Origin of the sequence: Micromonospora sp. NPDC047793 (assembly GCF_040642635.1) — a bacterium.
GTDB lineage: Bacteria > Actinomycetota > Actinomycetes > Mycobacteriales > Micromonosporaceae > Micromonospora.
This window is the reverse complement of the sequence record NZ_JBEYSG010000018.1, coordinates 61,829-83,324: the sequence shown is the minus strand read 5'-3', so window position 1 is coordinate 83,324 and position 21,496 is coordinate 61,829. Positions and strand designations below refer to the sequence as shown.

General features: G+C 70.6%; 17 protein-coding genes and 1 pseudogene. 3 read left to right on the top strand and 15 right to left on the bottom strand.

From position 1 onward, the window contains the following. Positions 1-150: 150 nt before the first annotated feature. From ABZ738_RS27040 to ABZ738_RS27015, 6 genes and pseudogenes are all read right to left on the bottom strand, one after another. Complete coding sequence (locus tag ABZ738_RS27040) at positions 151-1,344, bottom strand: LCP family protein (protein ID WP_176095566.1); 1,194 nt, start codon at positions 1,342-1,344, stop codon at positions 151-153. A 235-nt stretch (positions 1,345-1,579) separates the two neighbouring features. Then, positions 1,580-2,800: an LCP family protein gene (locus ABZ738_RS27035; RefSeq protein WP_357217633.1), complete on the bottom strand. Its 1,221-nt coding sequence runs from the start codon at positions 2,798-2,800 to the stop codon at positions 1,580-1,582. Positions 2,801-2,868: 68 nt separating this feature from the next. After that, positions 2,869-3,843, bottom strand: coding sequence for an NAD-dependent epimerase/dehydratase family protein (locus ABZ738_RS27030; protein ID WP_131055746.1), 975 nt, complete (start codon positions 3,841-3,843; stop codon positions 2,869-2,871). A 118-nt stretch (positions 3,844-3,961) separates the two neighbouring features. Further along, a complete protein-coding gene (locus tag ABZ738_RS27025) occupies positions 3,962-5,629 on the bottom strand; it encodes a cation acetate symporter (RefSeq protein ID WP_131055749.1) in 1,668 nt (555 codons plus the stop codon). Further along, positions 5,616-5,988, bottom strand: a pseudogene (locus ABZ738_RS27020) (DUF485 domain-containing protein); the annotation flags it as partial. The pseudogene ABZ738_RS27020 and the gene ABZ738_RS27025, both read right to left, overlap by 14 nt. Before the next feature lie 194 nt (positions 5,989-6,182). Further along, positions 6,183-6,950, bottom strand: a complete 768-nt coding sequence (locus ABZ738_RS27015; RefSeq protein WP_357217732.1) for a flavin reductase family protein — start codon at positions 6,948-6,950, stop codon at positions 6,183-6,185. Positions 6,951-7,385: 435 nt separating this feature from the next. On the opposite strand from ABZ738_RS27015, the gene ABZ738_RS27010 reads away from it, so the two are divergent. The 3 genes from ABZ738_RS27010 (at position 7,386) to ABZ738_RS27000 (ending at position 9,685) form a co-directional block, all read left to right on the top strand. After that, on the top strand, positions 7,386-8,171 hold the full coding sequence (locus tag ABZ738_RS27010; RefSeq protein ID WP_131055742.1) for a helix-turn-helix transcriptional regulator: 786 nt from the start codon (positions 7,386-7,388) through the stop codon (positions 8,169-8,171). Beyond that, the gene (locus ABZ738_RS27005; protein WP_357217629.1) at positions 8,168-8,374 is read left to right on the top strand and encodes a DUF397 domain-containing protein; all 207 of its coding nucleotides are present in this window, start codon (positions 8,168-8,170) and stop codon (positions 8,372-8,374) included. The genes ABZ738_RS27010 and ABZ738_RS27005 overlap by 4 nt, the downstream gene beginning before the upstream one ends. Before the next feature lie 390 nt (positions 8,375-8,764). Next, positions 8,765-9,685, top strand: coding sequence for a hypothetical protein (locus ABZ738_RS27000; protein WP_357217626.1), 921 nt, complete (start codon positions 8,765-8,767; stop codon positions 9,683-9,685). Here ABZ738_RS27000 and ABZ738_RS26995 read toward each other — a convergent pair. From ABZ738_RS26995 to ABZ738_RS26955, 9 genes are all read right to left on the bottom strand, one after another. Next, positions 9,669-11,357 (bottom strand): ABC transporter permease, encoded by a 1,689-nt coding sequence (locus ABZ738_RS26995; RefSeq protein ID WP_357217623.1) that lies wholly within the window; start codon positions 11,355-11,357, stop codon positions 9,669-9,671. The two genes, ABZ738_RS27000 and ABZ738_RS26995, sit on opposite strands and share 17 nt — an antisense overlap. Then, positions 11,342-12,106: an ABC transporter ATP-binding protein gene (locus tag ABZ738_RS26990; protein WP_131055826.1), complete on the bottom strand. Its 765-nt coding sequence runs from the start codon at positions 12,104-12,106 to the stop codon at positions 11,342-11,344. Before ABZ738_RS26990 ends, ABZ738_RS26995 begins: the two co-directional genes overlap by 16 nt. 158 nt (positions 12,107-12,264) lie before the next feature. Beyond that, positions 12,265-13,905, bottom strand: a complete 1,641-nt coding sequence (locus tag ABZ738_RS26985) for a cation acetate symporter (RefSeq protein WP_131055824.1) — start codon at positions 13,903-13,905, stop codon at positions 12,265-12,267. Then, the gene (locus ABZ738_RS26980; RefSeq protein WP_131055831.1) at positions 13,906-14,307 is read right to left on the bottom strand and encodes a hypothetical protein; all 402 of its coding nucleotides are present in this window, start codon (positions 14,305-14,307) and stop codon (positions 13,906-13,908) included. A gap of 217 nt (positions 14,308-14,524) precedes the next feature. After that, positions 14,525-16,603 carry a carboxypeptidase-like regulatory domain-containing protein gene (locus ABZ738_RS26975; RefSeq protein WP_131054759.1) on the bottom strand — a complete coding sequence of 693 codons (2,079 nt, stop codon included), beginning with the start codon at positions 16,601-16,603 and terminating at the stop codon, positions 14,525-14,527. Between the two features lie 139 nt (positions 16,604-16,742). Further along, a complete protein-coding gene (locus ABZ738_RS26970) occupies positions 16,743-17,522 on the bottom strand; it encodes a LytTR family DNA-binding domain-containing protein (RefSeq protein ID WP_131054758.1) in 780 nt (259 codons plus the stop codon). Then, positions 17,519-18,745 (bottom strand): histidine kinase, encoded by a 1,227-nt coding sequence (locus tag ABZ738_RS26965; protein ID WP_357217617.1) that lies wholly within the window; start codon positions 18,743-18,745, stop codon positions 17,519-17,521. Before ABZ738_RS26965 ends, ABZ738_RS26970 begins: the two co-directional genes overlap by 4 nt. A 39-nt stretch (positions 18,746-18,784) precedes the next feature. Then, on the bottom strand, positions 18,785-20,296 hold the full coding sequence (locus ABZ738_RS26960) for a sugar transferase (protein ID WP_131054760.1): 1,512 nt from the start codon (positions 20,294-20,296) through the stop codon (positions 18,785-18,787). 325 nt (positions 20,297-20,621) lie between these two features. After that, on the bottom strand, positions 20,622-21,482 hold the full coding sequence (locus ABZ738_RS26955) for a DNA-formamidopyrimidine glycosylase family protein (RefSeq protein ID WP_131054756.1): 861 nt from the start codon (positions 21,480-21,482) through the stop codon (positions 20,622-20,624). Positions 21,483-21,496 lie beyond the last annotated feature (14 nt).

Sequence of the window (21,496 nt, the reverse complement as noted above, 5' to 3'; positions counted from 1 at the left end):
CGCCCGGGGCCTCCGCCCGTTGCCCGTCGTCCGCCGTCGCGTGCCCTCCTGGCCGTGACGTCCTCCCCGTCCACCTGGCATGAATCTTCTTCATGTCAGACTACGGACGGTGACGGTGGCGTGACGGCGGTTTGCGGATACGCCTGCCGGTCACTTCCGGCTGGAGATCACCTCGGGGTTGTAGAACACGAACTCGGCCAGCTTGTCCTGCTTGACCGCGTGGAACATGTCCAGCGTCTGCTCGCTGAGCGCCTCCCGGCCGCTGTCCGTGCCGTTGAAGGTGCCGCCGTTGGTCTTCAGCATGATCAGCTCGTTGCCGGTGACCCCGCGCATGGTGAAGACGAAGTCCTCCACCGACACGCCGCCGGTGTCCAGGATGAACGCCTTACCGGCCGCCTTGATCAGCTCGTTGAGCTTGAGCGGGTTGGTCAGCGTGCCGTTCTGGCTGGCCTTCTTCGCCATCGCCTTGATCAGCTGCTGCTGGTTCTGCTGCCGGTCGTAGTCGCTGTTGGCCAGGCCGTACCGCTGCCGGGAGAAGTCCAGCGCGGCCCAGCCCTCCATCTCCTGGCAGCCCTTCTTGTGCACCACCGGGGTCCGCTGCTTGCCGGTCTTCTTGGCGTCCGCGTTCCACATCACCTTGCCGTCGACGTACGACATGTGGGCCGACTTGACCTCCTGCTTCGGGCAGATCCGCACCGAGCCGAGGGCGTCGATGACGTTCTTGAATCCGCCGAAGTTGATGATCGCCGCACCGTCGAAGCCGACGCCGGTCATGCCCTTGATGGTCTGCGCCATCAACTGGGCGCCGCCCTCCCAGCCGCCGCCGTTGCGGGCGCCGGCCTGGAACGCCGCATTGATCTTGTCGACGCCGCCCGGGAAGTCGGTCTCCGGGAAGGCCGGAATGCGGGCCTCGGTGTCCCGGGGGATCGAGATCAGGTACGCCTGGTCGTGCGTGGCCGGGATGTGCAACACGATGATGCTGTCCGCGCGTACGTCGTCGGCGGCCCACCGCTCCCGGGCGTCCACGCCCAGCAGCAGCATGTCGATCGGGCCTTCCAGGTTGTTGCCGCCCTCGTCGACCGTCTTACCCGCCTCGCCGAGCAGGTTGCGCTGCGAGATGCTGCCGGTGGCCTGGCCGATCACGGCCTTGCTGCCGACGATGGCGAGGCCACTGGTCATCATCAGCACGGCGCCGAAGACCAGGGTGATCCGGGCCCAGAGAGGGTCCTTCCGCCGGGTGCGTCCCTTCTTACCGCCCTTGCCGGACTTCTTCTTGCCGGCCGAGGAGGGTGAGGGGTTCGATGCGCCAGGCGGATCGAGCAAGGAGGGGCTCTGAACCGGCATGCGTGCTCCAGCTCGTGAATGTGGGGGGCGGGAACACTTTACGGACGCAATCCCGTCGTGGCGAGTTCGTCTGACGCTCAGTTACCGTTCTCCGCCACGTCATCCTGGGGAAATGGACGAACGGGCAGAATGAAATGCACGATCGACTATTGGCTCCCAGTGATTTCACAGCAGAAGTCGGACTTTCCGTTCACGCAGGGTGAGCAGAGAGTCCGACTGTCGGCCGGTGGTGTGATCAGCCGTTACCGGCTCGCGACTCCTTGTTCGCCTTGAGCCAGTCGGCCATCGTGTCGCCGGACATCGCGCGGTACATGGCCAGGGCGTTCTCCCGGTCGGAGACGACCACCGATTCGCCGTTGATGTTCTGGCTACCCAGGTGCGGGCTGGTGACGAACGTGAGGTTCTCGCCCCGCAGATTGCGGAACTGCACCGCCATGTCGGTCAGCGAGAAGCCCTGGTCGACGGTGACCGCGTCGGTGACCGACCGGAGGAACGCGTTGAGCTTCTTCGGGTTGGTCAGCGTGCCGCTGCTCGCCGCCTTGTCCATCAGCGCCCGCAGGAACTCCTGCTGGTGACGCATCCGGGCGAAGTCGCCGTCCGGGAACTGCTTGCGCTGCCGGATCCAGTCCAGCGCCTCGGTGCCGTTCATCTGGTTGGTGCCCTTGGTGAACTTCCGGTACGGCTTGTGGATCGAGGTGATGCTCCGTTCGACCTCCAGCTCGACGCCGCCGAGCGCGTCGGTGACCTGCTTGAAGCCCCCGAAGTCGATCGCCATCACGTGGTCGATGTGCACGTCGGTGAAGCACTCGACGGTGCGTACCGCCAGCGGCAGGCCACCGAATGCGAACGCCGCATTGATCTTGCGCCGCTGGCCGGAGTCGCAGTCGGAGCCGGCGCTCTCCGGAATGGGTACGTACAGGTCCCGGGGGATGGAGACGAGGTAGGCCTGCTGGTGGTCGGCGGGGATGTGCATGACGATGATCGTGTCGGCGCGCCACTCGCCGGCCTGGTCCATCGGCGCATCCGGATCCCGCGAGTCGGTGCCCACCATCAGGATGTTGAGCGCGCCGTCCACCGCCTTCGCCGGCCGACCGCCGGTGATCTCGGAGAACGGATCGGTGCGGGCCAGGTTGTTGTCCAGGCTGCGGGCGTAGAACCAGGCACCGACGCCACCGAGCAGCGCCAGCACCAGCACCACGACACCGGTCAGCAGGGCGATCCGTCCCCACCGGGGGCGGCGGCCACGCGGCGGCGGTGGACCACCGGGTCCGCCCGGCCCCACCGGACCTCGCGGTCCGCCCGGCCCACCGGGTGCCTCGTCGTACGCCGAGAACCGGCTCGTATCGTTCGCTCGGGCAGCGCGTCCGCCCCGGCCCGAACCGGCCGGAACCGCCGCGCGCCCGGCGCCGCGGTGCAGGTGGAGGGCCGGCAGTGCGGCGGAGTTGGTGGCTGACATGTAACTCAGGGTACGCAGGCCCCGCCACTGTCGCCCGTCGTGAAACCCGACCGGTGCCGGTGCCGGTGCTACCCGATCCGCTCGCGGAAGTACTCGATCGTGCGTCGCAGGCCCACCTCTGGCGCGACGGAGGGCTCGTAGCCGAGCACCTCACGGGCGAGGGTCAGATCGGGACGGCGCATCTCCGGATCGTCGGCACTGCGCGTGACGTAGGTCACCTCGGACTTGCTCTCGCAGAGTGACACGATCGTCTCGGCCAGCTGCCGCATGCTCATCTCGTGCTCGGTGCCGCAGTTGACCGGACCGCTCTCGGTCGAGTCGAGCAGCAGCAGGATGCCCCGGACGAGATCCGCCACGTAGCAGATCGAGCGGGTCTGGTTGCCGGTGCCGTGCACGGTGATCGCCTCGCCGCGCAGCGCCTGGGAGACGAAGGTCGGGATGGCCCGCCCGTCGTCCGGCCGCATCCTCGGGCCGTACGTGTTGAAGATCCGCACGATCGCGGTGTCCACGCCCCGGCTGCGCCGGTACGCCATCGTCGCGGCCTCGGAGAAGCGCTTCGCCTCGTCGTACACGCTGCGGATGCCGATCGGGTTGACGTTGCCCCAGTACGTCTCCCGCTGCGGGTGCTCCTTCGGGTCGCCGTACGCCTCGGAGGTCGAGGCCAGCAGGAACCGGGCACCGTCGGTGGCGGCGCGCTCCAGCAGGTGCAGGGTGGCGACCGAACCCACCCGCAGGATCTCCACCGGCAGCTTCTCGAAGTCCGTCGGGCTCGCCGGGGACGCCATGTGCAGGATCGCGTCGAACCGTTCGGCCAGCGCGGGATGGTCCGGCAGCCCGTCGGAGACGTCCGCCTCCACCAGCGTGAAGGAGGGCGCGTCGAGCAGATGGGCGACGTTCTCCTTCGACCCGGTGACGAAGTTGTCCAGTGCGACCACCGTGCAACCGCGACCGATCAGGGAATCCACCAGGTGCGACGGGACGAAACCGGCACCGCCGGTGACCAGGACGCGGTGACCGGGACCAAAACGCTGCTCAACCTTCACGCCGACCAGACTAAAGGAGGGGTCCCCTGCTAACGCCTCGCGTCCTACAGGGGACCCCTACTAACAACTCGGCAGGCACCGGCGTGCCGATAGACGCTCGGTGCCCGCCGATGGGTCGTCAGTGCGCGCCGGCGCCGGTCAGCGAACGCACCTCCAGTTCGGCGTACTTGTCCTCGTCGCTCTCCTTGGAGACGAGGGTGCCGATCCACCCGCAGAGGAAGCCGAACGGGATGGACAGGATGCCCGGGTTGGACAGCGGGAACCACTGCCAGTCGTGGTCCGGGAACATCGCCGTCGGTGCTCCGGAGACCACCGGCGAGAAGAACACCAGCAGTACGGCCGCCAGCAGACCGCCGTAGATCGCCCACACCGCGCCCGAGGTGTTGAAGCGCTTCCAGAACAGGCTGTAGAGGATCGCCGGCAGGTTGCCGGAGGCGGCGACCGCGAAGGCCAGTGCCACCAGGAACGCCACGTTCAGGTTCTGCGCGAAGATCGACAGAGCGATGGCGATCGCGCCGATCACCAGGGCGGAGATCCGGGCGACGCGTACCTCCTGGCGCTCCGACGTGTTGCCGCGTTTGATGACGTTGGCGTAGAAGTCGTGCGCCAGGCTGGACGACGACGCCAGGGTCAACCCGGCGACCACCGCCAGGATGGTGGCGAAGGCGACCGCTGCGATGACCGCCAGCATCGCCGCGCCGCCCAGGTCGCCGCCGAAGAACTCGATCCCGAGCACCTCGGCGAGCTGTGGCGCGGCGGTGTTGCCGGCCGCGTCCTGTTCCCGGATGGCCGCACCACCGACCATCGCCGCCGCACCGAAGCCGAGGGCCAGGGTGAGCAGGTAGAACGAGCCGATGATGCCGATCGCCCAGAGCACGCTCTTGCGGGCCGCCTTCGCCGTCGGCACGGTGTAGAAGCGGATCAGGATGTGCGGCAGACCGGCGGTGCCGAGCACCAGGGCGATACCGAGGGAGAGCAGGTCGACCTTGTTGTAGAAGGTCTGTGTCGCGTTGCCGGCGACTTCGACGCCGTACCGCAGCCCGGGTTCGAGGAACGCGGTGCCCTGGCCGGAACTCGCCGCCGCGTCACCCAGCAGCGAGGACAGGTTGAACTTGTACTTCGCCAGCACCAGCAGGGTCATCAGCAGCGCGCCGCCCATCAGCAGGAACGCCTTGACGATCTGCACGTACGTGGTGCCCTTCATGCCGCCCACGGTGACGTAGATGATCATGAGAGCGCCGACCAGGATGATGGTCGCCACCTTGGCGGTGCTGGCGTCCATGCCCAGGAACGTGGTGCCGGGGCGGATGCCGAGCAGCAGTGCCACCAGTGCGCCCGCGCCGACCATCTGGGCCAGCAGATAGAAGATCGACACGGTGATGGTGGAGACCGCCGCCGCGGTACGCACCGGACGCTGCCGCATCCGGAAGGCGAGTACGTCGGCCATCGTGTATCGGCCGGAGTTCCGCAGCAGTTCCGCGACCAGCAGCAGGGCCACCAGCCAGGCCACCAGGAAGCCGATCGAATAGAGGAAGCCGTCGTAGCCGTAGAGGGCGATGATGCCGGCGATGCCCAGGAAGGACGCGGCGGACATGTAGTCGCCGCCGATCGCCATGCCGTTCTGGAAGCCCGAGAACGACCGGCCGCCGGCGTAGAAGTCCGTGGCGGTCTTGGTCTGCCGGCTGGCCCAGATCGTGATGCCCAGGGTGGCGGCGACGAAGGTCAGGAAGAGCACGATGGTCAGGTTCCGGGCCGTGGTGTTGCCCGCTTCGACCGCGAGGATCATCGTGGTCACGACTCACCGCCGGTCAACTCGTCACGGATCCTGTCGGCCACCGGATCGATCTTCCGGTCGGCGTACCGGCTGTAGAGCCAGGCGATGAGGAAGGTGGTGACGAACTGGAGCAGGCCGAAGACCAGCGCCACGTTGATGTTGCTGCCGAACAGTCGCGTGCCCATGAAGTCTCGGGCGTACGCCGAGAGGATCACGTAGAGCGCGTACCACAGGAAGAACGCGATGGTCATCGGGAAGACGAATCCGCGCAGCGCGCGGCGAAGCCCGGCGAACTCGTCCGACCGTTGGACCGCGAGGTACCGCTCGGGCGTCGAATCGGTCGGCGCGGTCGCGGGTGTGTCCGTGGACATTGTGTGGATCACCACCTTCACAGACGTCAGGAGTCTCGCGCACGGTAAGAAGCGGACTCCCCGCCGGAGAAGGCTGATATCGGTGTCGGTCGACGGTTGCGCCGAGTGGCAGGATGGCTGCGCCGAGTGACTCAGCTCACTCCGTTGAGCGGTAGGTGAGATCCGTCCAGGTTCGTCCGCTGCCGGCCCCGCGGTCAGCCCAGTTCGCGGTAGCGGCCCCGATGATGCAGCAACGGCGCGATGTCGTCGCCGAGCTCCACCTGCTCGACGGTCGCCTCGACGAGCAGGCTCCAGCCGTACTCCCGGGCGCTGTCGAGCCGGCACCCCGCCCACCCGCCGGCGTCGGCGGGCACCGGGCCGTAGGGCGTCTCGGTCCAGGCGCCGGTGGCGAAGAGGCCACCGGGCGACGGGAACAGCCCGGCGAACCGGTCGGCGAGCTGCCGGTGCGGCGGGCCGAGCGGCGCGACCGCGAAGCGCCCGGCCTCCTCCACCGCCGCCCACAGGTCGGACTCGGCGTCGATCAGGCCGAGCAGGCGGTCCGGCTCGCCCTCGGCCACCAGCGTGGAGGAGACCGTCAGCCCGGCCGGTCCGGGTGCCGTCCAGAGCGTCACCGGCGCGGCGAGCCGACCTCGCAGCCGCCGTGCCGGCGAACGGTCGCCCGTCGGCACGGCGAACGGGTCGGTGTGGTGGATCTGGGCACCCGGCTGATGATTCACGTGAAACATTGTGACCCGCCCAGCGGGTTCGCGGGCCCGTGCCCAGGTCAGGAACCGTTCGTGCAGGCTGGCCGGGTCGAGTCGCCCGTCGAGCTGGCTGAGCTGGGCGTGGGCCTCCGTCATCAGGAGCCCGAGATACACCAGGAGTGCGGTCCGGTCCTCGCGGTACTCGACCAGCAGCGACAGGCGGGCGGGCTGGCAGGGCCAGTGCGCTCCACAGGATCGACACCGCCAGAGCGGTCGCATCGGCACGTGCGGGACGACGCGGCTCACGGTCGATCCGACCGTCCGTGCCGAGTTGGTCCTTCCGGCGCGGCAGATGCCCGGATCACCAGCGGTCTCCGTCCGACCGCCGGCTCTGCGCGAGGGTGCGCCAGTCGGCCGGGCCGGGTCGGGGCCTGGCGTCCGGGTCCGCCGTCGATGGCGACGAGCGGCGGTACGACCGCAGCGCGGCCTCTCGACACCCGGGGAGCGCGGTGGACATGGGATGGCCTCCTCTGAACTGTGGGGGTCGCCCCGGCCGGGGGAATGACCGGGGCGACCCGACGCAGGACCGGCCACCGGGTCGTCGCCTCCACTGGCCGGGCCGCGCGTTTCCACCCTGGACTCCGCACTCGCCGCAGGGGAGGATGCCAGCGGTTACTACTCGGCGCGTTCGCGTACTTACCGGATGGGTGAGTGATGAACTTCGAGATGTGGATCAGGGCGTTGAAGGCCGCCCGTGCCGCTGTCAGCGTCTCCCAGGAGGGACTCGCCACCCTGATCAAGTGGAGTCCGTCGCTGATCGCCGCCATCGAGACGGGCCGCCGCCGACCGACGATGGAATTCGCCGTGGCCGCCGACGAGGCGCTGCAGACCGGTGGCCTGCTCGCCGAACTACTCAAGGAGGCCGACCGGGAACGCGGTCCCTCCTGGTTCGCGGCGTGGCGCGGCTACGAGCAGGAGGCGACCAGGCTGCGCGCCTTCGAGCCCTGTCTGGTGCCGGGCCTGCTCCAGACCGAGGAGTACGCCCGAGCCGTCATCTCGGCCGGTGGACTCCAACCACCGGCAATGGTGGACGAGCTGGTGGCCGTCCGAATGGAGCGCCAAGAGCTGTTGCGCCGTGATGATCCACCGCAGTGCGTCTTCCTGCTCGACGAGAATGTGGTGCGGCGGCCCGTCGGCGGTCCGGCAGTGCTCGACGCACAGCTTGGTCGACTGCTGGAGATTGTCGAGCTACCGCAAGTTCGGTTGCATGTCGTACCGGTGAGTGTCGGCGAGCATGTCGGCCTGATCGGCGGCTTCGTGCTGGCCGAGCTGCCGGACGGCGAGCAGGCGATCTACCTGGAAAACGCCGCTCGCGGGCACGTGGTCAACGACCCCGAGACGGTCCGCCTGATCGACCGGAAGTGGGATAGCCTGCTCGGCGAAGCACTGTCCACGAGCGCCTCGCTGGATCTGATCCGAAAGCTCAAGGTGACGCCATGACCGCTGCCGAACCCCGCTGGCGCACGTCGACCCGGTCCGGTGACACCGGCGGAAACTGTGTCGAGGTGGCGGACAACCTGCCTGGGCTGGTGCTGGTGCGGGACAGCAAGGATCGTTCCGGCCCGTCGCTCACCTTCGCGCCGACCGCTTGGCGGTCCTTCCTCGACCTCGCCCGCGAGGCATCGACCCCCGCCGCCCACTGACCGACCCCTGCCGGGGCGCGCGACGCACCCCGGACGGCGCGAACGGCTTTCCAGGCCAGGCGGTCGTACTGGTGGGCAGGCTCTGCGACGCCGCACCGCACCGGTCGCGCATGGCGTGCGACCCTCTCCGAAGATCACGCTCGATCCAGGATCGAGTGGTCTCGTCGTAGCTCGTTAACCACTCGATCCTGCATCGAGCGTGATCATGCGCGCCGCCCGCGAGTGCGCGCCGCCCGCGAGTGCGCGCCGCCCGCGAGTGCGCGCCGCCCGTCGTCGTGCGGGGGCGCCCGTGGGCGTGTGGGGCCGCCGACAGGCGGCGGCACGGGCGCAGGGAGCCGCGTTATCCACAGGGGCGGCGCGCGGGGCGTGGTGACTGCCATCGTCGGTGACATGCCCAGATCGCCTCGTCGGCCTCCGCAGTTGCGGGGGCGCATCTTCCGTGGGTCTCACGCGGTCACCAGTGGCCTGCTCACCCGCAACGACCTCCGCAGTTCCGCCTGGCGCTCACTCTTCCGAGACGTGTACGCGGACGCCCAACTGCCGGTGACCCACCGGATCAGGTGCACCGCTGTCGGTCGGTGGCTGATCCCGTCGGCCGGGGCGATCGCCGGCCGATCCGCTGCGGCACTCTACGGGTGCGCCGAGGTCGCCGCCGACGAGCCGGTGGACGTCGTCGTGCCGCGCGGCGTACGCGTCGGTGTCATCGCTGGTCTGCGCATCCGTCGCGGGCCCATCGACCCGGGTGACATAGTCGATCGCGCGGGGACGCCGGTCACGTCCCCCGAACGTACCTGCTGGGACCTGGCACTCTGGCTCGACCTGGTGGAGGCGGTGGTGGTCATCGACGCGTTGTTGGCGCGCCGACTCACTGACGCGTCCACGCTTCGCGGGTACGCCCTCGCGCGGGCGGGGCGTCGTGGCTGGCGGGCGATGCTCCGAGCAGTCGATCTCGCTGACGCCGGTGCCGAGTCGCCCCAGGAATCCCGGACCCGGGTACGGCTGGTGCTGGCCGGGGTGCCCCGGCCCCGTACCCAATGGGTCGTGTCGGATCGGGGCCGTTTCGTCGCTCGTCTCGATCTCGCCTGGCCGGACTATCGGGTCGCGGTGGAGTACGACGGTCTCTGGCATGCCGACCCGGAGCATCTCCACTCGGACCGCAGGCGGCTCAACCGGCTGGTCACCGGGGGCTGGATCATCCTGCACCTCACCGCGAAGCGCCTCCGTGCGGATTTCGAGGGCTTCGTCGCCGAGGTCCAGGCCGCGCTTCGCGCCCGGGGTGCCGTCCCGCCGTCGTTCAGCGGCGTGGGGTGACCGTGGCCAACAGTTCGGGCTGGCGGCGGTCCAGCGTGTCGCCGGCCAGGTACGCGCCGAGCAGTGCCGCGCCGACGCCGTACACCACGCCGAGCGGCAGACCGAGCCAGAGCCAGGTGTCGCCGAGCAGCGCGGCGGCCACCACCATCGGTACGCCGAGCACGGCGGTGACGACCATCGACAGCAGCGTCAGCAGGCTCTTGGCCACGCCGGCACCACTGTTCATTGCGAACGGGTTGCTCGTCTCCGGCAGCGAGTACGCGCCGAGTACCGAGATGAACGAGTTGACCGCCAGCCCGACACCGTACGTCGCGACCAGTGCGCCGGCCATGAACCCGATCCACGCCGGCTCGCCGAGGACCAGCGCGATCACCACCGCGACCACGGCCAGCATCGGCAGGACGTAGAGCGAGAAGGCGGCCATCCGGGCGAGTAGTTCCTGTCGACCGGGTACGCCGGCCACCACGTTCGCGGCGTACGCGCTGCCGTCGAAGCCGAACTGGTTGGCCAGGGTGACGGCGGCGAGCAGCCCGACGAAGAGCATGGAGACGCTGACCAGCACCGGTGACGAGTCGCCGACGCTGAAGCCCTGATCACTGTCGAAGGCGAAGCCCTGCGCGCCGAAGTTGACCATGACCGGCACGAAGAGACCGACCACCGCGACGGTGATCAGGTTGGCCCGCCTCCGGGCGTCCCGCCACCAGTACCTGGCCTCCCGGGCGACCAGCGCGCCGAACTGGTCCCGGCGCAGCCAGCCGGCCGCACGGGGAAACAGTTGGGCGACCGCGCCACCGGTGGGTCCGGCCTGAACACGGGTCGACCCGGTGCTCGCCGCACCCACCATCGCCGACTCCAGCGACCGCGACCACCACGCCAACAGCGCGAGGATGGTGAGCACGGCGATCGCCAGCTTCAGCGGGGCGGCCCAGACCCGGCCCTGGGCCAGGTCGATGCCGGCCGTGAAGGGTGCGCCCAGCGGGGTCCAGCCCAGCACGGTCGCCACCGGGACGAACCGGTCCCAGTTGACCTCGCCGAGCGCGGCCACGCCCGCGATCTGCAGCGGCCCCAGCATCGCGGCCAGCACCGCCAGCAGGACGGCGGCCAGGTCACGGACCCGCCGGGAGCGGAGCATGGTGGCGAACGCGCTGGTCACCGCCCGTGCACCGGCGACGCAGACGAGTAGCCCCAGGACGACGCCGATCGCGGCCACCACGGCGGCGGACCAGCCACCGAAGACACCGGCGGTGACCACCAGGCCGGAGAACGCCACCAGGGCGGCGATCGCCGGTACGCTCACCAGCGCCGCCGCGAACAGCCCCTTGACCAGGGTGCGGCGGGGTAACGGCAGCAGCGCGAAGCGGGCCGGGTCGAGCGTCTCGTCGACGCCGAAGAAGACCAGCGGCAGCAGCATCCAGCCGAGCACGGTGAGGCTGCCGGCGAGCGCGGCGATCAGCAGCGCGTACGTGTCGTTGCCCGCCAGCCCGGGGGCGGCCAGGCCGAAGAAGGCGCCCACCGCGATCCAGAGCCCGAACAGCGACCCGATCAGGAACAGTGCGACCCGCCAGCCCTGACCACGGAAGTTGTTGGCCATCACCCGCAGCTTGAGCCGGACGAAGTGCCGGGCCGAGACGGCCCGTACCGGCTTCGCCGGGGTGGTCACTGAGACAGCCACGCCAGCTCCTCACCGGTTGCGGTACGCCCGCCGACCACCTCGACGAAGACCTCCTCCAGCGAGCGCTCGCCGCGTACCTGCTCCAGCGTGCCGACCCGCTTGATGGTGCCCTCGGCGAGGATCGCCACATGCGTGCAGAGCCGCTGCACGACCTCCATCACGTGACTGGAGAAGACCACCGTGCCGCCGCCGGTGACGTACCGCTGGAGGATGTCGCGGATCAACGCGGCCGAGACCGGATCGACCGCCTCGAACGGCTCGTCCAGCACCAGCAGTCGCGGTCCGTGCAGCAGCGCGCAGGCCAGGCCGATCTTCTTCTTCATACCCGCCGAGTAGTCCACCACCAGGGTGCGGCCGGCGTCGGCGAGGGCGAGCACGTCGAGTAGTTCCCCGGCACGCTGGTCGACCACCGCCGGGTCCATGCCGCGCAGCAGGCCGTGGTACGCCAACAGCTCGGACCCACTGAGCCGGTCGAAGAGGCGTACGCCGTCCGGCATCACGCCGAGCAGCCGTTTCGCGGTGACCGGGTCGGCCCACACGTCGTGCCCGAGTACCTGGGCGCCACCTGCGTCGGGCCGCAGCAGCCCGACCGCCATCGACAGCGTGGTGGTCTTGCCCGCGCCGTTCGGGCCGAGCAGGCCGTAGAACGAGCCGGCGGGTACGTCCAGATCCACGCCGGCCACCGCGACCTTGCTGTCGAACCTCTTCGCCAGGCCGCGCAGCGCCAGCGCCGGGTGCTCACCAGTCATGATCCCGACCGTATCCGGTCCTGACCAGTGCACCGACCCTCCGGAGGACGATTCACGGCTCATCCCCGAGTCGGACGTCGCGCCAGCCGCCCCTGCCCGCCGACGGACGTTAGCAGGGGACCCCTCCTATACCGCAGGCGTTAGCAGGGGGCCCTTCCTTACCGCCGGAGGGCGTCGGGGGCGTGCAGGCGCAGCATGGTGCGGGCGATGTCGGTCGGGGCGCGGCGGCGGGTGGCGAGCGAGACGGCGACCATCACGGTGAAGGCCAGCGGCACCGTCCAGGCGGCGGGCTGGGCGGTCAGGGTGGCCGGCCAGCCGGACAGCGGTGGGCCGAGCACGGTGACCAGCACCGCCGAGATCGCCGCGCCGCCGCCGACCAGGATGCCGGCCGCCGCGCCCGCGTCGGTGAGCCCGCGCCACCAGATGCCGAGTACCAGCAGTGGGCAGAAGCTGGACGCGGCGACGGCGAACGCCAGCCCGACCACCTGCGAGACGTCCAGCCCGGAGACGTTCAACGCGAGCACCGTCGGGATCCCGCCCGCGATTACCGTGGCCAGCCGGAAGCCGCGTACCGAGCCACGGCCGAGCACGTCCGTGGAGATCACTCCGGCGACGCTGGTGAGCAGGCCGGACGAGGTGGAGAGGAAGGCCGCGAACGCACCGGCGGCGACCAGGGCGGCCAGCAGCCGGCCGGTGGTCCCGGCGCCGAGCGCCGCTTCGGGCAGCAGCACCACCACCGCGTCGGTCTGCCCGCTGACCAGCAGTTGCGGGGTGTAGATCCGACCCAACACACCGTAGATCGTGGGTAGCAGGTAGAAGACCCCGACCAGCGCCAGCACCACCAGCGTGGTTCGGCGGGCGGCGGCCCCGTCCGGATTGGTGTAGAAGCGGACGAGGACGTGCGGTAACCCCATGGTGCCCAGGAAGGTCGCCAGGATCAGCGAGTACGTGGCGAACAGCCCCCGGTCGTCGTCGGCCGCGGTGCTGGGCAGCAGCCATTCGGCCGATCCGGTCGCCACTCCGGAGACTTCCGGCACCGGCTCACCCGCTGCGAAGGTCAACTCGTCGCCGGGGCGTACCTCCCGGGTCTCACCGTCGGGCAGCGTGAGCACGGCGCGGTGCTCGACCACGACGGTGGTCGCGGTCCGGAACGTCGGCCCGTCGGGCGGCGTCACCGGGGGACGTCCGTCGGACTGCCACTGGAGGGCGAGGAAGATGGCGGGTACGGCGAGCGCGGTCAGCTTGAGCCAGTACTGGAACGCCTGCACGAAGGTGACCGCGCGCATCCCGCCGAGCGCCACGTTGGCGGTCACCACCGCGGCCACCACCAGGGCACCCACCGGGTACGGCGAACCGGCCAGCGTGGCCAGCGTCAGCCCGGCGCCCTGCAACTGCGGGACCAGGTAGAGCCACCCGATGAAGATCACGAAGATGGTGGCGAGCGTCCGCAACCGGCGGGAACCGAGCCGCATCTCGCAGAAGTCGGGCAGGGTGAACGCCCCGGAGCGGCGCAACGGTGCCGCCACGAAGAGCAGCAGGGCCAGGTAGCCGGCGGCGAAGCCGACCGGATACCAGAGCACGTCGACGCCGTACTTGAGGACCAGCCCGGCCACGCCGAGGAAGCTCGCCGCCGAGAGGTACTCCCCGCCGATCGCGGCGGCGTTCCAGGTCGGGCTGACCACCCGTGAGGCGACCAGGAAGTCGGAGGTGGTGCGGGCCAGCCGCAGCCCGTAGAACCCGATCCCCAGCGTGATCAGGGTGACCGCCACGATCGCGGGGACGACGAGGTCGTTGCCCACTCAGCGCTCCGGCCGCTGGACCAGGTCGGTGAAGTCCTGCTCGTTGCGTTCGGCCAGCCGCACGTACGTCCAGCCGACCGCGACCAGGAACGGGAAGGAGAGCGCGCCGAGCACCAGCCACGGCAGGTTGACGCCGAGCACGGTCATCCGCCCGACCGACGGCGCGATGGCGAACAACAGGGGCAGGCCGCCCAGCCCGACCAGCACCACCGCCGACAGTTGCAGCGCCAGCGCCAACTGGGCGCGGACCAGTCCCCGGACGAGGGCCTCACCGACCCGGGTCTGCTGGGTGAGCTCGGTGTGCGTACCGGCGGCGGGGCGCTGCCGCTGCGACACCTCGGCCAGCACCACCCGGGTGCGGGTGGGCGCCTCGGGTGTCGGCGGCCCGCCCTGCGGCGGCACCGGTCCGGGGTCGGCGTGGCGGGGCTGCGCCCCGGGCCCTGCCGCTGCCCCGGGCGCCGGGACGGGATCGTCGGCAGCGGCCACCCCGGCAGTCTCGTCCGCCGGACGGGAATGTCAAGAGGGCTGTGCACAACCTGTGGACAACTCGTGCAGCCTGTGGATAACCCGGTGGACGGGGGACGGCGTCGTGCGTCGCCGTCCGCCCGCCACCTCAGGTTCAGCTCGTCGGGATGACCACGTCGACGCTCGTCGACCCGGTCGCGGGCACCGTGAAACGGACCAGCCGAACGACGCCGTCGGAGTCGGCGACCCGGTACCGGCCCGAGTGCATGTCCACCCCGTCCAGCGAGACCTCGTAGCTGAGGAAGACCCGCTGGCGTCCGGTCAGTCGGAGGTCGAACTGCCCGCCGGAGACCAAGCCGCTGCCCGCGATGTCGCCGGTGTCGACGCTGTGCGCCATCACCAAGCCGGACTGGAACGGCCTACCCGTGCCGTCCTTGATCGTGCCGGTGAACTGCGTGCCGGGGCTGAGCGTCGCGTCCAGGGTCGCCGTGGCGTCAGCGGTGACCAGCACCGGAGTGGCCTTGAAGCGGCTGGACGCGCCACCGGACCAGACGGCGGCGTGCGAATCCCCGCCGAACACCACGGGCCACGCGTACGGGCCGAGTCGGGTCAGCGTGTAGCCGCCCTGATCGTCGGTGCGGACGTCCTCCGCGCCGACGCCGGGGTGGCCGGTGAGTACCGATACGTGGACGTCCGCCAGACCCGCGCCGGTCTGCACGTCCGTCACCCGACCACTCACCCGGCCCGCACGGTCGAGTCGGACCACCGGGCCGGTGGACACCTGGCCCAGGTTGGTGGTGACCGTGGCGGCCTCCCGCTCGTCGCCGGTGCCGCCGTCCGGCCCGACCCACTGCCGGCCGTACGTCTGGTTCTGCGGCACGGCGAAGAGCTTGTGCTCGCCAGCCCGCAGCGGTCCGATGTCCACCCGACCGTCGTGGTCGCTGCACTTCGGGTAGCTGTCCAGCAGCAGCGCCCGCTTGTTCGCGAACGCCTCCAGACAGACGCCGGCAAGGGGTGCTCCGGTCTGCCGGTCGACCACCGTGGTGCTGATCGTCGCGCCCGGACTCAGCGCGACGGTCACCTCGGTGGTCTGGTCGGCGCGGATCAGCACACCGCTGCGGTTGCGTGGGAGGTACCGGCCGTCCGGCGTGTAGAGGTAGACGTCGTGCCGCCCCTCGGGGATGTCGGGGATGATCACCGAACCGGTGCCGTTGCTGCACGCATCCATCGCGCAGAAGCGGGCGATCGGCGCACCGGTCACCGAGTCGACCGCCCGGACCCGCAGGGTCCCGGTGCCGAGCAGGGCGTCGGTGATGCTGGTCCGCTCCCCGCCCCGCACGGTGACCAGGTCGGCCTGCTCGGGGACGAGCTTCCCGCGGTAGTACTGCTGGCGGTCGTCCTTGAACACCCCGACCCGGTAGGCGCCGGCGAGCACCTCCAGGTCGAAGGCCCCGTCGGCGTCCGTGTCGGTCCAGCCGGCGTTCTCTCCGTCCGGCGTGTAGAGGTCGACCTGCGCCTCCGTCAACGGTGCCCCGGCGGCGGTGGTGAACCGGCCCGACAGGTTGCCCACCGGCAGCACCGTGTCGTCGGCCACGACCACCGCGTCGGCGGTGACCGCGAAGACACCCGCGCTGCGCAGGCCGAGCTTGCCCGGTACGTACTGGGCCTGCCTGGAGCCCTCGATCGGCTGGAAACTCACCCGGTAGTCGCCGGCGAGCACGGCCATCGCGTACCGCCCGTCGGAGTCGGTGACCGTGTTGGCCCAGTTGGGGGAGCCGATCGGGCGGGCCTCGACCCGTAACCCGGACCGAGGCTCACCAGCGGCGTCCACGATGCGGCCGGTGACCGTGCCGGTGGCCACCAACTGCTCGTCGACGGTGGTGGTGGCGTCTGCGGTCACCACGACCGGATCCGCCTCCCAGGACCGGAACTTCTGTCGGTGGTACTGCTCCGGCCGGTTGGGGGGAAGGTAACCGACGGTGTAGGAGCCGGGCCGCAGCGAGGCGAGAGTGTAGGTGCCGTCGGCGTCGGTCTGGGTTTCGGCGATGGTGGTGAACCCGCCGGTCCGGTAGACCACCACCGGAACGTCCGGTGCGGCGGCGCCGGCACTGGTCGTGAGTCGACCGCTGATCGTGCCGGTGTCGGCCGCCCACGCGGGGGTGGCACCGGGTGCCACGACGGCCACCACGGCGATGCCGGCCAGTACGGCACGGCGAATGAGGGTTAGCTGCATCTGCGTCCAAACGTGAGGGTGCGGGGCGGCCCGTGCAGGCACTGCGCCCGCGCCGGTCCCGCGCCCCGTACCGGACCGGCAGCAGGAGGATAGAGCAGCGACGATTCTCGCGTGGACCGATAAACGGACCGCCGCACGTTCAGCGGCTCCACTCCTGCTTCGCGGCGCGGACCAGCTTGTCCTTCAACTCCCGGATGTGTCGCCGGCTCACCGACAGCTCCGTGCCGTCGACCACCACCACGTACCCGGAGTTGACCAGCCGGAGTTCGGCGATCAGCCGGAGTTGCACCAGGTACGACCGGTGGATCCGGACGAAACCGGCGTCGGCCCAGCGCTCGGCGAGCGTGGCCAGCGACACCCGGACCAGGTGGGCGCCGTCGACGGTGTGCAGCCGGGCGTAGTCGCCCTGTGCCTCCACCCACCGCACCGCCGAACGGGGCAGCATCCGGGTGGTGCCGGCCAACTCGACCGGGATGGTCGGGTCCTCCTCGGCGCGGGCCAGCGCGGCCGGGTGCGACGGCACCACCCGGGAGCCGACCACCCGACGCAGCGCCTCGGAGAGCCGTTCGGACCGGACGGGCTTGCGGACGTAGTCGGTGGCGCCGAGGTCGAAGGCGTCGGCCGCGCCGTCGTCGTAGGCGGTGACGAAGACGATCGCCGGTGGCCGGGCGAACCGGCGCAGCACCCGGGCCAGCTCCATGCCGTCCAGGCCGGGCATCCGGATGTCCAGGAAGACCACGTCGATATCGCCGTCGCGGAGCACCCGCAGCGCCTCGGTGGCGTCGCCGGCCGTGTGCAGCCGGGCCACCCGGGGGTCGGCGCGCAGGTGGTACGCCAGCTCGTCGAGCGCGGGCGGTTCGTCGTCCACCGCGAGGACGCGCAGGAAGCCGGGAGCGGCCGGGCCGCCGTTGCCGGTCACGAGCCGGCCCGTACGCCGGGATGGAACTTGGGCACCCGCATGCTCACCTTCGTTCCCGAGCCCAGCCCCGTCTCCACGACGAGGCCGAAGCCGTCACCGAAGACCGACCGGAGTCGCTCGTCGACGTTCGAGAGGCCGACGTGCTGGCCCGGGTCGTCGCCGGGGTCGCCGGTGGCACCGGCCAGCTCGGCGATCCCGGCGGTCAACGTGGCCGGATCCATCCCCACTCCGTCGTCCTCCACCGTGATGTGGCACTCGGCTCCCGCGTCCCGGGCCTCGATGCTCACCATGCCCGTGCCGGGCTTACGCGACAAGCCGTGCCGGACCGCGTTCTCCACCAGTGGTTGCAGGCACAGGAACGGCAGGGTCACCGGCAGCACCTCGGGGGCGATCTGGAGCCGCACCTGGAGCCGGTCGCCGAACCTGGCCCGTTCGATGGTGAGGTAGCGATCGATCGACCGCAGCTCCTCGGCCAACGTGGTGAACTCCCCGTGCGCCCGGAAGGAGTACCTGGTGAACTCGGCGAACTCCAGGATCAGCTCCCGGGCCCGCTCCGGGTCGGTCCGGACGAACGAGCCGATCGCGGTCAGCGCGTTGTAGATGAAGTGCGGGCTGATCTGCGCCCGCAGCGCCCGTACCTCGGCGCGGGCCAGCCGCTCCCGGGACGAGTCCAGCTCGGCGAGGGCGAGCTGGCTGCCCGCCCAGTGGGCGGTCTCCAGGGTGGCCTGCACCAGACCGGGGGCGGGCACGCCGTCGGTGACGGCGACCAGGGCACCGGCTATCCGGCCCTCCGCGCCGGCCAGCGGAGCCACCACCGCACCCCGGACCGGACAGTCGACGCGGTTGCAGGACAACTCCGCCTCGCCGAGCACCGTCGACCGCTCCGAGGCCACCACCCGCCGGGCCGCCGCGCGTAGTTGGTCCCCGTGGTGGGCGCCCCGCCCGTCCAGGGCGAGCAGGTCGTCGGTGTCGGTCAAGGCCAGCCCCTCGGCCCCGACCAGGGTGCGCAGGTGGCGGGCCGCCTTCGCCGCGCCGGCCGGGTTCAGCCCGGCACGCAGCGGTTCGGCGGCCAACCCGGCGGTGTGCAGCACCTCGTAGGTGGCCCGCTGGCCGGGGGTGGCGATGCCACGTCGACCGCGCAGCCGACCGACGGCGTACAGGGCACCGGCCAGTACGGCGACCAGGGAGATGACGCCGACGACGGCGGAGAGGTTGCCACCCACGCCGACGATCCTGGTCGTTTCCGGCCGCCGGGCCAAGAGTCAGTACGCGCCCTTGCGGGCCAGCACGACGCCCACGGTGCGCCACAGGATGCTCAGGTCGTACGCCAGCGACCAGTTGTCGACGTAGTAGAGGTCCAGCCGGACGGCCTCGTCCCAGGACAGGTCCGAGCGGCCGGAGACCTGCCACAGGCCGGTCATACCGGGACGGACCAGCAGTCGGCGTCGTACGTCACCGAGGAAGTCGCCGTCGTCGGCGGGCAGCGGGCGCGGCCCGACCAACGACATCTCACCCTTGAGTACGTTGATCAACTGAGGCAGCTCGTCCAGCGACGAGGCACGCAGGAAACGGCCCACCGGGAAGACCCGGGGATCCTGCTTCATCTTGAACAGCATGCCGTCGGTCTCGTTCTGGTCGGTCAGGCTGGCGAGCCGGTCCTCCGCGTCGACGTACATGGTGCGGAACTTCCACACCCGGAACGTCCGTCCCTCGTGCCCCACCCGGGGCTGGCGGAAGAAGACCGGACCCGGGTCGGAGATCCGGATCGCGACGGCGACGGCGAGGAAGACCGGCACCAGCATCAGCAGGCCGAGACCGGCGCCGACCCGGTCCATCATGCTCTTGGCCAGCAGCGCGGGCCCGGAGAGGGTCGGCTCCTCGACGTGCAGCAGCGGCAGACCCTCGATCGGGCGGATGTGCACCCGGGGGCCGGCGATGTCGGTCAACTGCGGGGCCACCACCAGGTCGACCCCGGAGCCCTCCAACTGCCAGGCCAGCCGGCGCAGCTCGCCCGGCTCGGAGCTGGCCGAGCCGCAGACCGCGATGGTGTCGCCGCCGACCTCACGGACCAGCGCCAGTACGTCGCGTCCGGCGTACACCGGGACCGGGGTCTGCACGCCCCGGGCTGCCGCGTACCCGTCGGTGATGTGGATGGCGACCGGGACCAGCCCGGCGGACGGGTTGCGGGTGACCGCGGTGTAGACCTCCAGGCAGTCCGGCAGCGTGCCGACCAGCACCATCCGGTGCGCGGCCTGCTGGATGTTGCGCCGGACCACGTGCAGCACGAAGCGGGCCAGGATCCGGCCCAGCAGGATCAGCAGCAGCGCCATCAGCAGGGCGGTGCCGACGGTGAACCGGGACAGGTCGGTCTTGGTGGCGAAGGCGAGGAACGACACCGTGGCGCAGGCCGTGACCCCGGCGCGGATCACCCGCTTGAACTCGTCCGGCCCGAGCCCGAGACAACGCCGGTCGTAGGCGCCGTTGAACCACAGAACCACCAGCCAGCCCAGCGGCAACAGCAGGAAGGCCACCGTGAAGAACCAGGTCGGGTCGTTCTGCGCGTCGTAGAAACCGGCGGTGGCCTGGTCGAAGCTGTGGATCGCGGTGTAGCTGGAGAAGGCGACGGCGGCGAAGTCCAGCAGCAGCAGGATCGCCGTGTACGGGCGGTGCCAGCGGGAGACGCGTCGCCGCGCCCGCGCCCACGCCGATCGCGGTACGCCGCTGGTGGAGGGTGGGGTCGGCGGCTGGATCTCGAAGCTGTCGACGTGCCGCACGAATCTGCTCCGGCCTTCGTTGGTCACCGGGCGCTGGAGGCTAGTCGTCACCTCACCATGTCCTCCCGCATGACACGTGCCGCTCACTCGCCGTGATGGCCCGCGTCGCCCACCGTTCCAGCTTCCCACGCGGATCCGCGCCCGTCGCGGACCCGGGGGACATTGCGCGACAGACTCGTGTTCGCCTGGGATCTGGCCGACTTCGCGCCGTCCGGAAGCCGGGGACCGGGCCACTATACCGATGGATTGTGGCCCGGGTAGAGCGTGCGAGCGGCGGTTCGACACCCACGTCCGATTCCGCTCCGTAGTCGATGAGCAACGTCACTCACCGTACAAGTCTGGACAGCCGTCGGTCAGCCAGCGGCTTGCCGCCGGTCTGGCAGGTGGGGCAGTACTGGAGGCTCGAATCGGCGAACGAGACCTCCCGGACGGTGTCCCCACAGACCGGGCAGGGCAGCCCGGTGCGGGCGTGCACCTTCAGCCCGGACCGCTTCTCACCCTTGAGTTCCGCGGCGCGCTGCCCCAGCGAACGGGTCACCGCGTCGCCGAGCACCCGCCGGGTCGCCGCGTGCAGCGTCGCCATCTGGTCGTCACTCAGCCGGTCGGTCAGCGCGAACGGCGACAGCTTCGCGGCGTGCAGGATCTCGTCCGAGTACGCGTTACCGACCCCGGCCAGCACGGACTGGTCGGTGAGCACCCCCTTGACCTGGCCCCGGCGGCTGCGCAGCGCCTCGGCGAAGGCGCTCAGGTCGGCGGCGATCGCGTCCGGCCCGAGCTTGGCCACCCCGGGCACCGTCTGCGGGTCGGTCACCAGGTAGGCGGCGAGCTTCTTCTGCGTACCGGCCTCGGTCAGGTCGAAGCCGGAACCGTCGTCGAGGCGTACCCGGAGGGCGATCGGCCCCTTTCCGGGACGAAGCGGGACGGTCGAGGCGAACGCCTCCCGGTAGTGCAGCCAGCCCGCGCGAGCCAGGTGGACCACCAGGTGCAGGCCGCCGTCGAAGACGACGTCGAGGAACTTGCCGTGTCGCCGGGCGTCGGTCACCGTCCGGCCGACGACCGCGCTCGGCGCCGGATCGTACGTCTTCAGGGCGCTGATCGCGGCGACCTCCAGCCGGTCGACACGCCGGCCCACCGCGCGCTGCCGCAGGTAGCCTGCGAGCGCCTCTACCTCCGGTAGTTCGGGCACAGGTCAACGGTAGC

What these genes read in the sequence shown, in the direction of transcription:
- ABZ738_RS27040 (WP_176095566.1), bottom strand. Translation starts at nt 1,344, where the DNA reads ATGCCGGTTCAGAGCCCCTCCTTGCTCGATCCGCCTGGCGCATCGAAC.
- ABZ738_RS27035 (WP_357217633.1), bottom strand. Translation starts at nt 2,800, where the DNA reads ATGTCAGCCACCAACTCCGCCGCACTGCCGGCCCTCCACCTGCACCGC.
- ABZ738_RS27025 (WP_131055749.1), bottom strand. Translation starts at nt 5,629, where the DNA reads ATGATCCTCGCGGTCGAAGCGGGCAACACCACGGCCCGGAACCTGACC.
- ABZ738_RS27015 (WP_357217732.1), bottom strand. Translation starts at nt 6,950, where the DNA reads ATGCGACCGCTCTGGCGGTGTCGATCCTGTGGAGCGCACTGGCCCTGC.
- ABZ738_RS27010 (WP_131055742.1), top strand. Translation starts at nt 7,386, where the DNA reads ATGAACTTCGAGATGTGGATCAGGGCGTTGAAGGCCGCCCGTGCCGCT.
- ABZ738_RS27005 (WP_357217629.1), top strand. Translation starts at nt 8,168, where the DNA reads ATGACCGCTGCCGAACCCCGCTGGCGCACGTCGACCCGGTCCGGTGAC.
- ABZ738_RS27000 (WP_357217626.1), top strand. Translation starts at nt 8,765, where the DNA reads ATGCCCAGATCGCCTCGTCGGCCTCCGCAGTTGCGGGGGCGCATCTTC.
- ABZ738_RS26990 (WP_131055826.1), bottom strand. Translation starts at nt 12,106, where the DNA reads ATGACTGGTGAGCACCCGGCGCTGGCGCTGCGCGGCCTGGCGAAGAGG.
- ABZ738_RS26975 (WP_131054759.1), bottom strand. Translation starts at nt 16,603, where the DNA reads ATGCAGCTAACCCTCATTCGCCGTGCCGTACTGGCCGGCATCGCCGTG.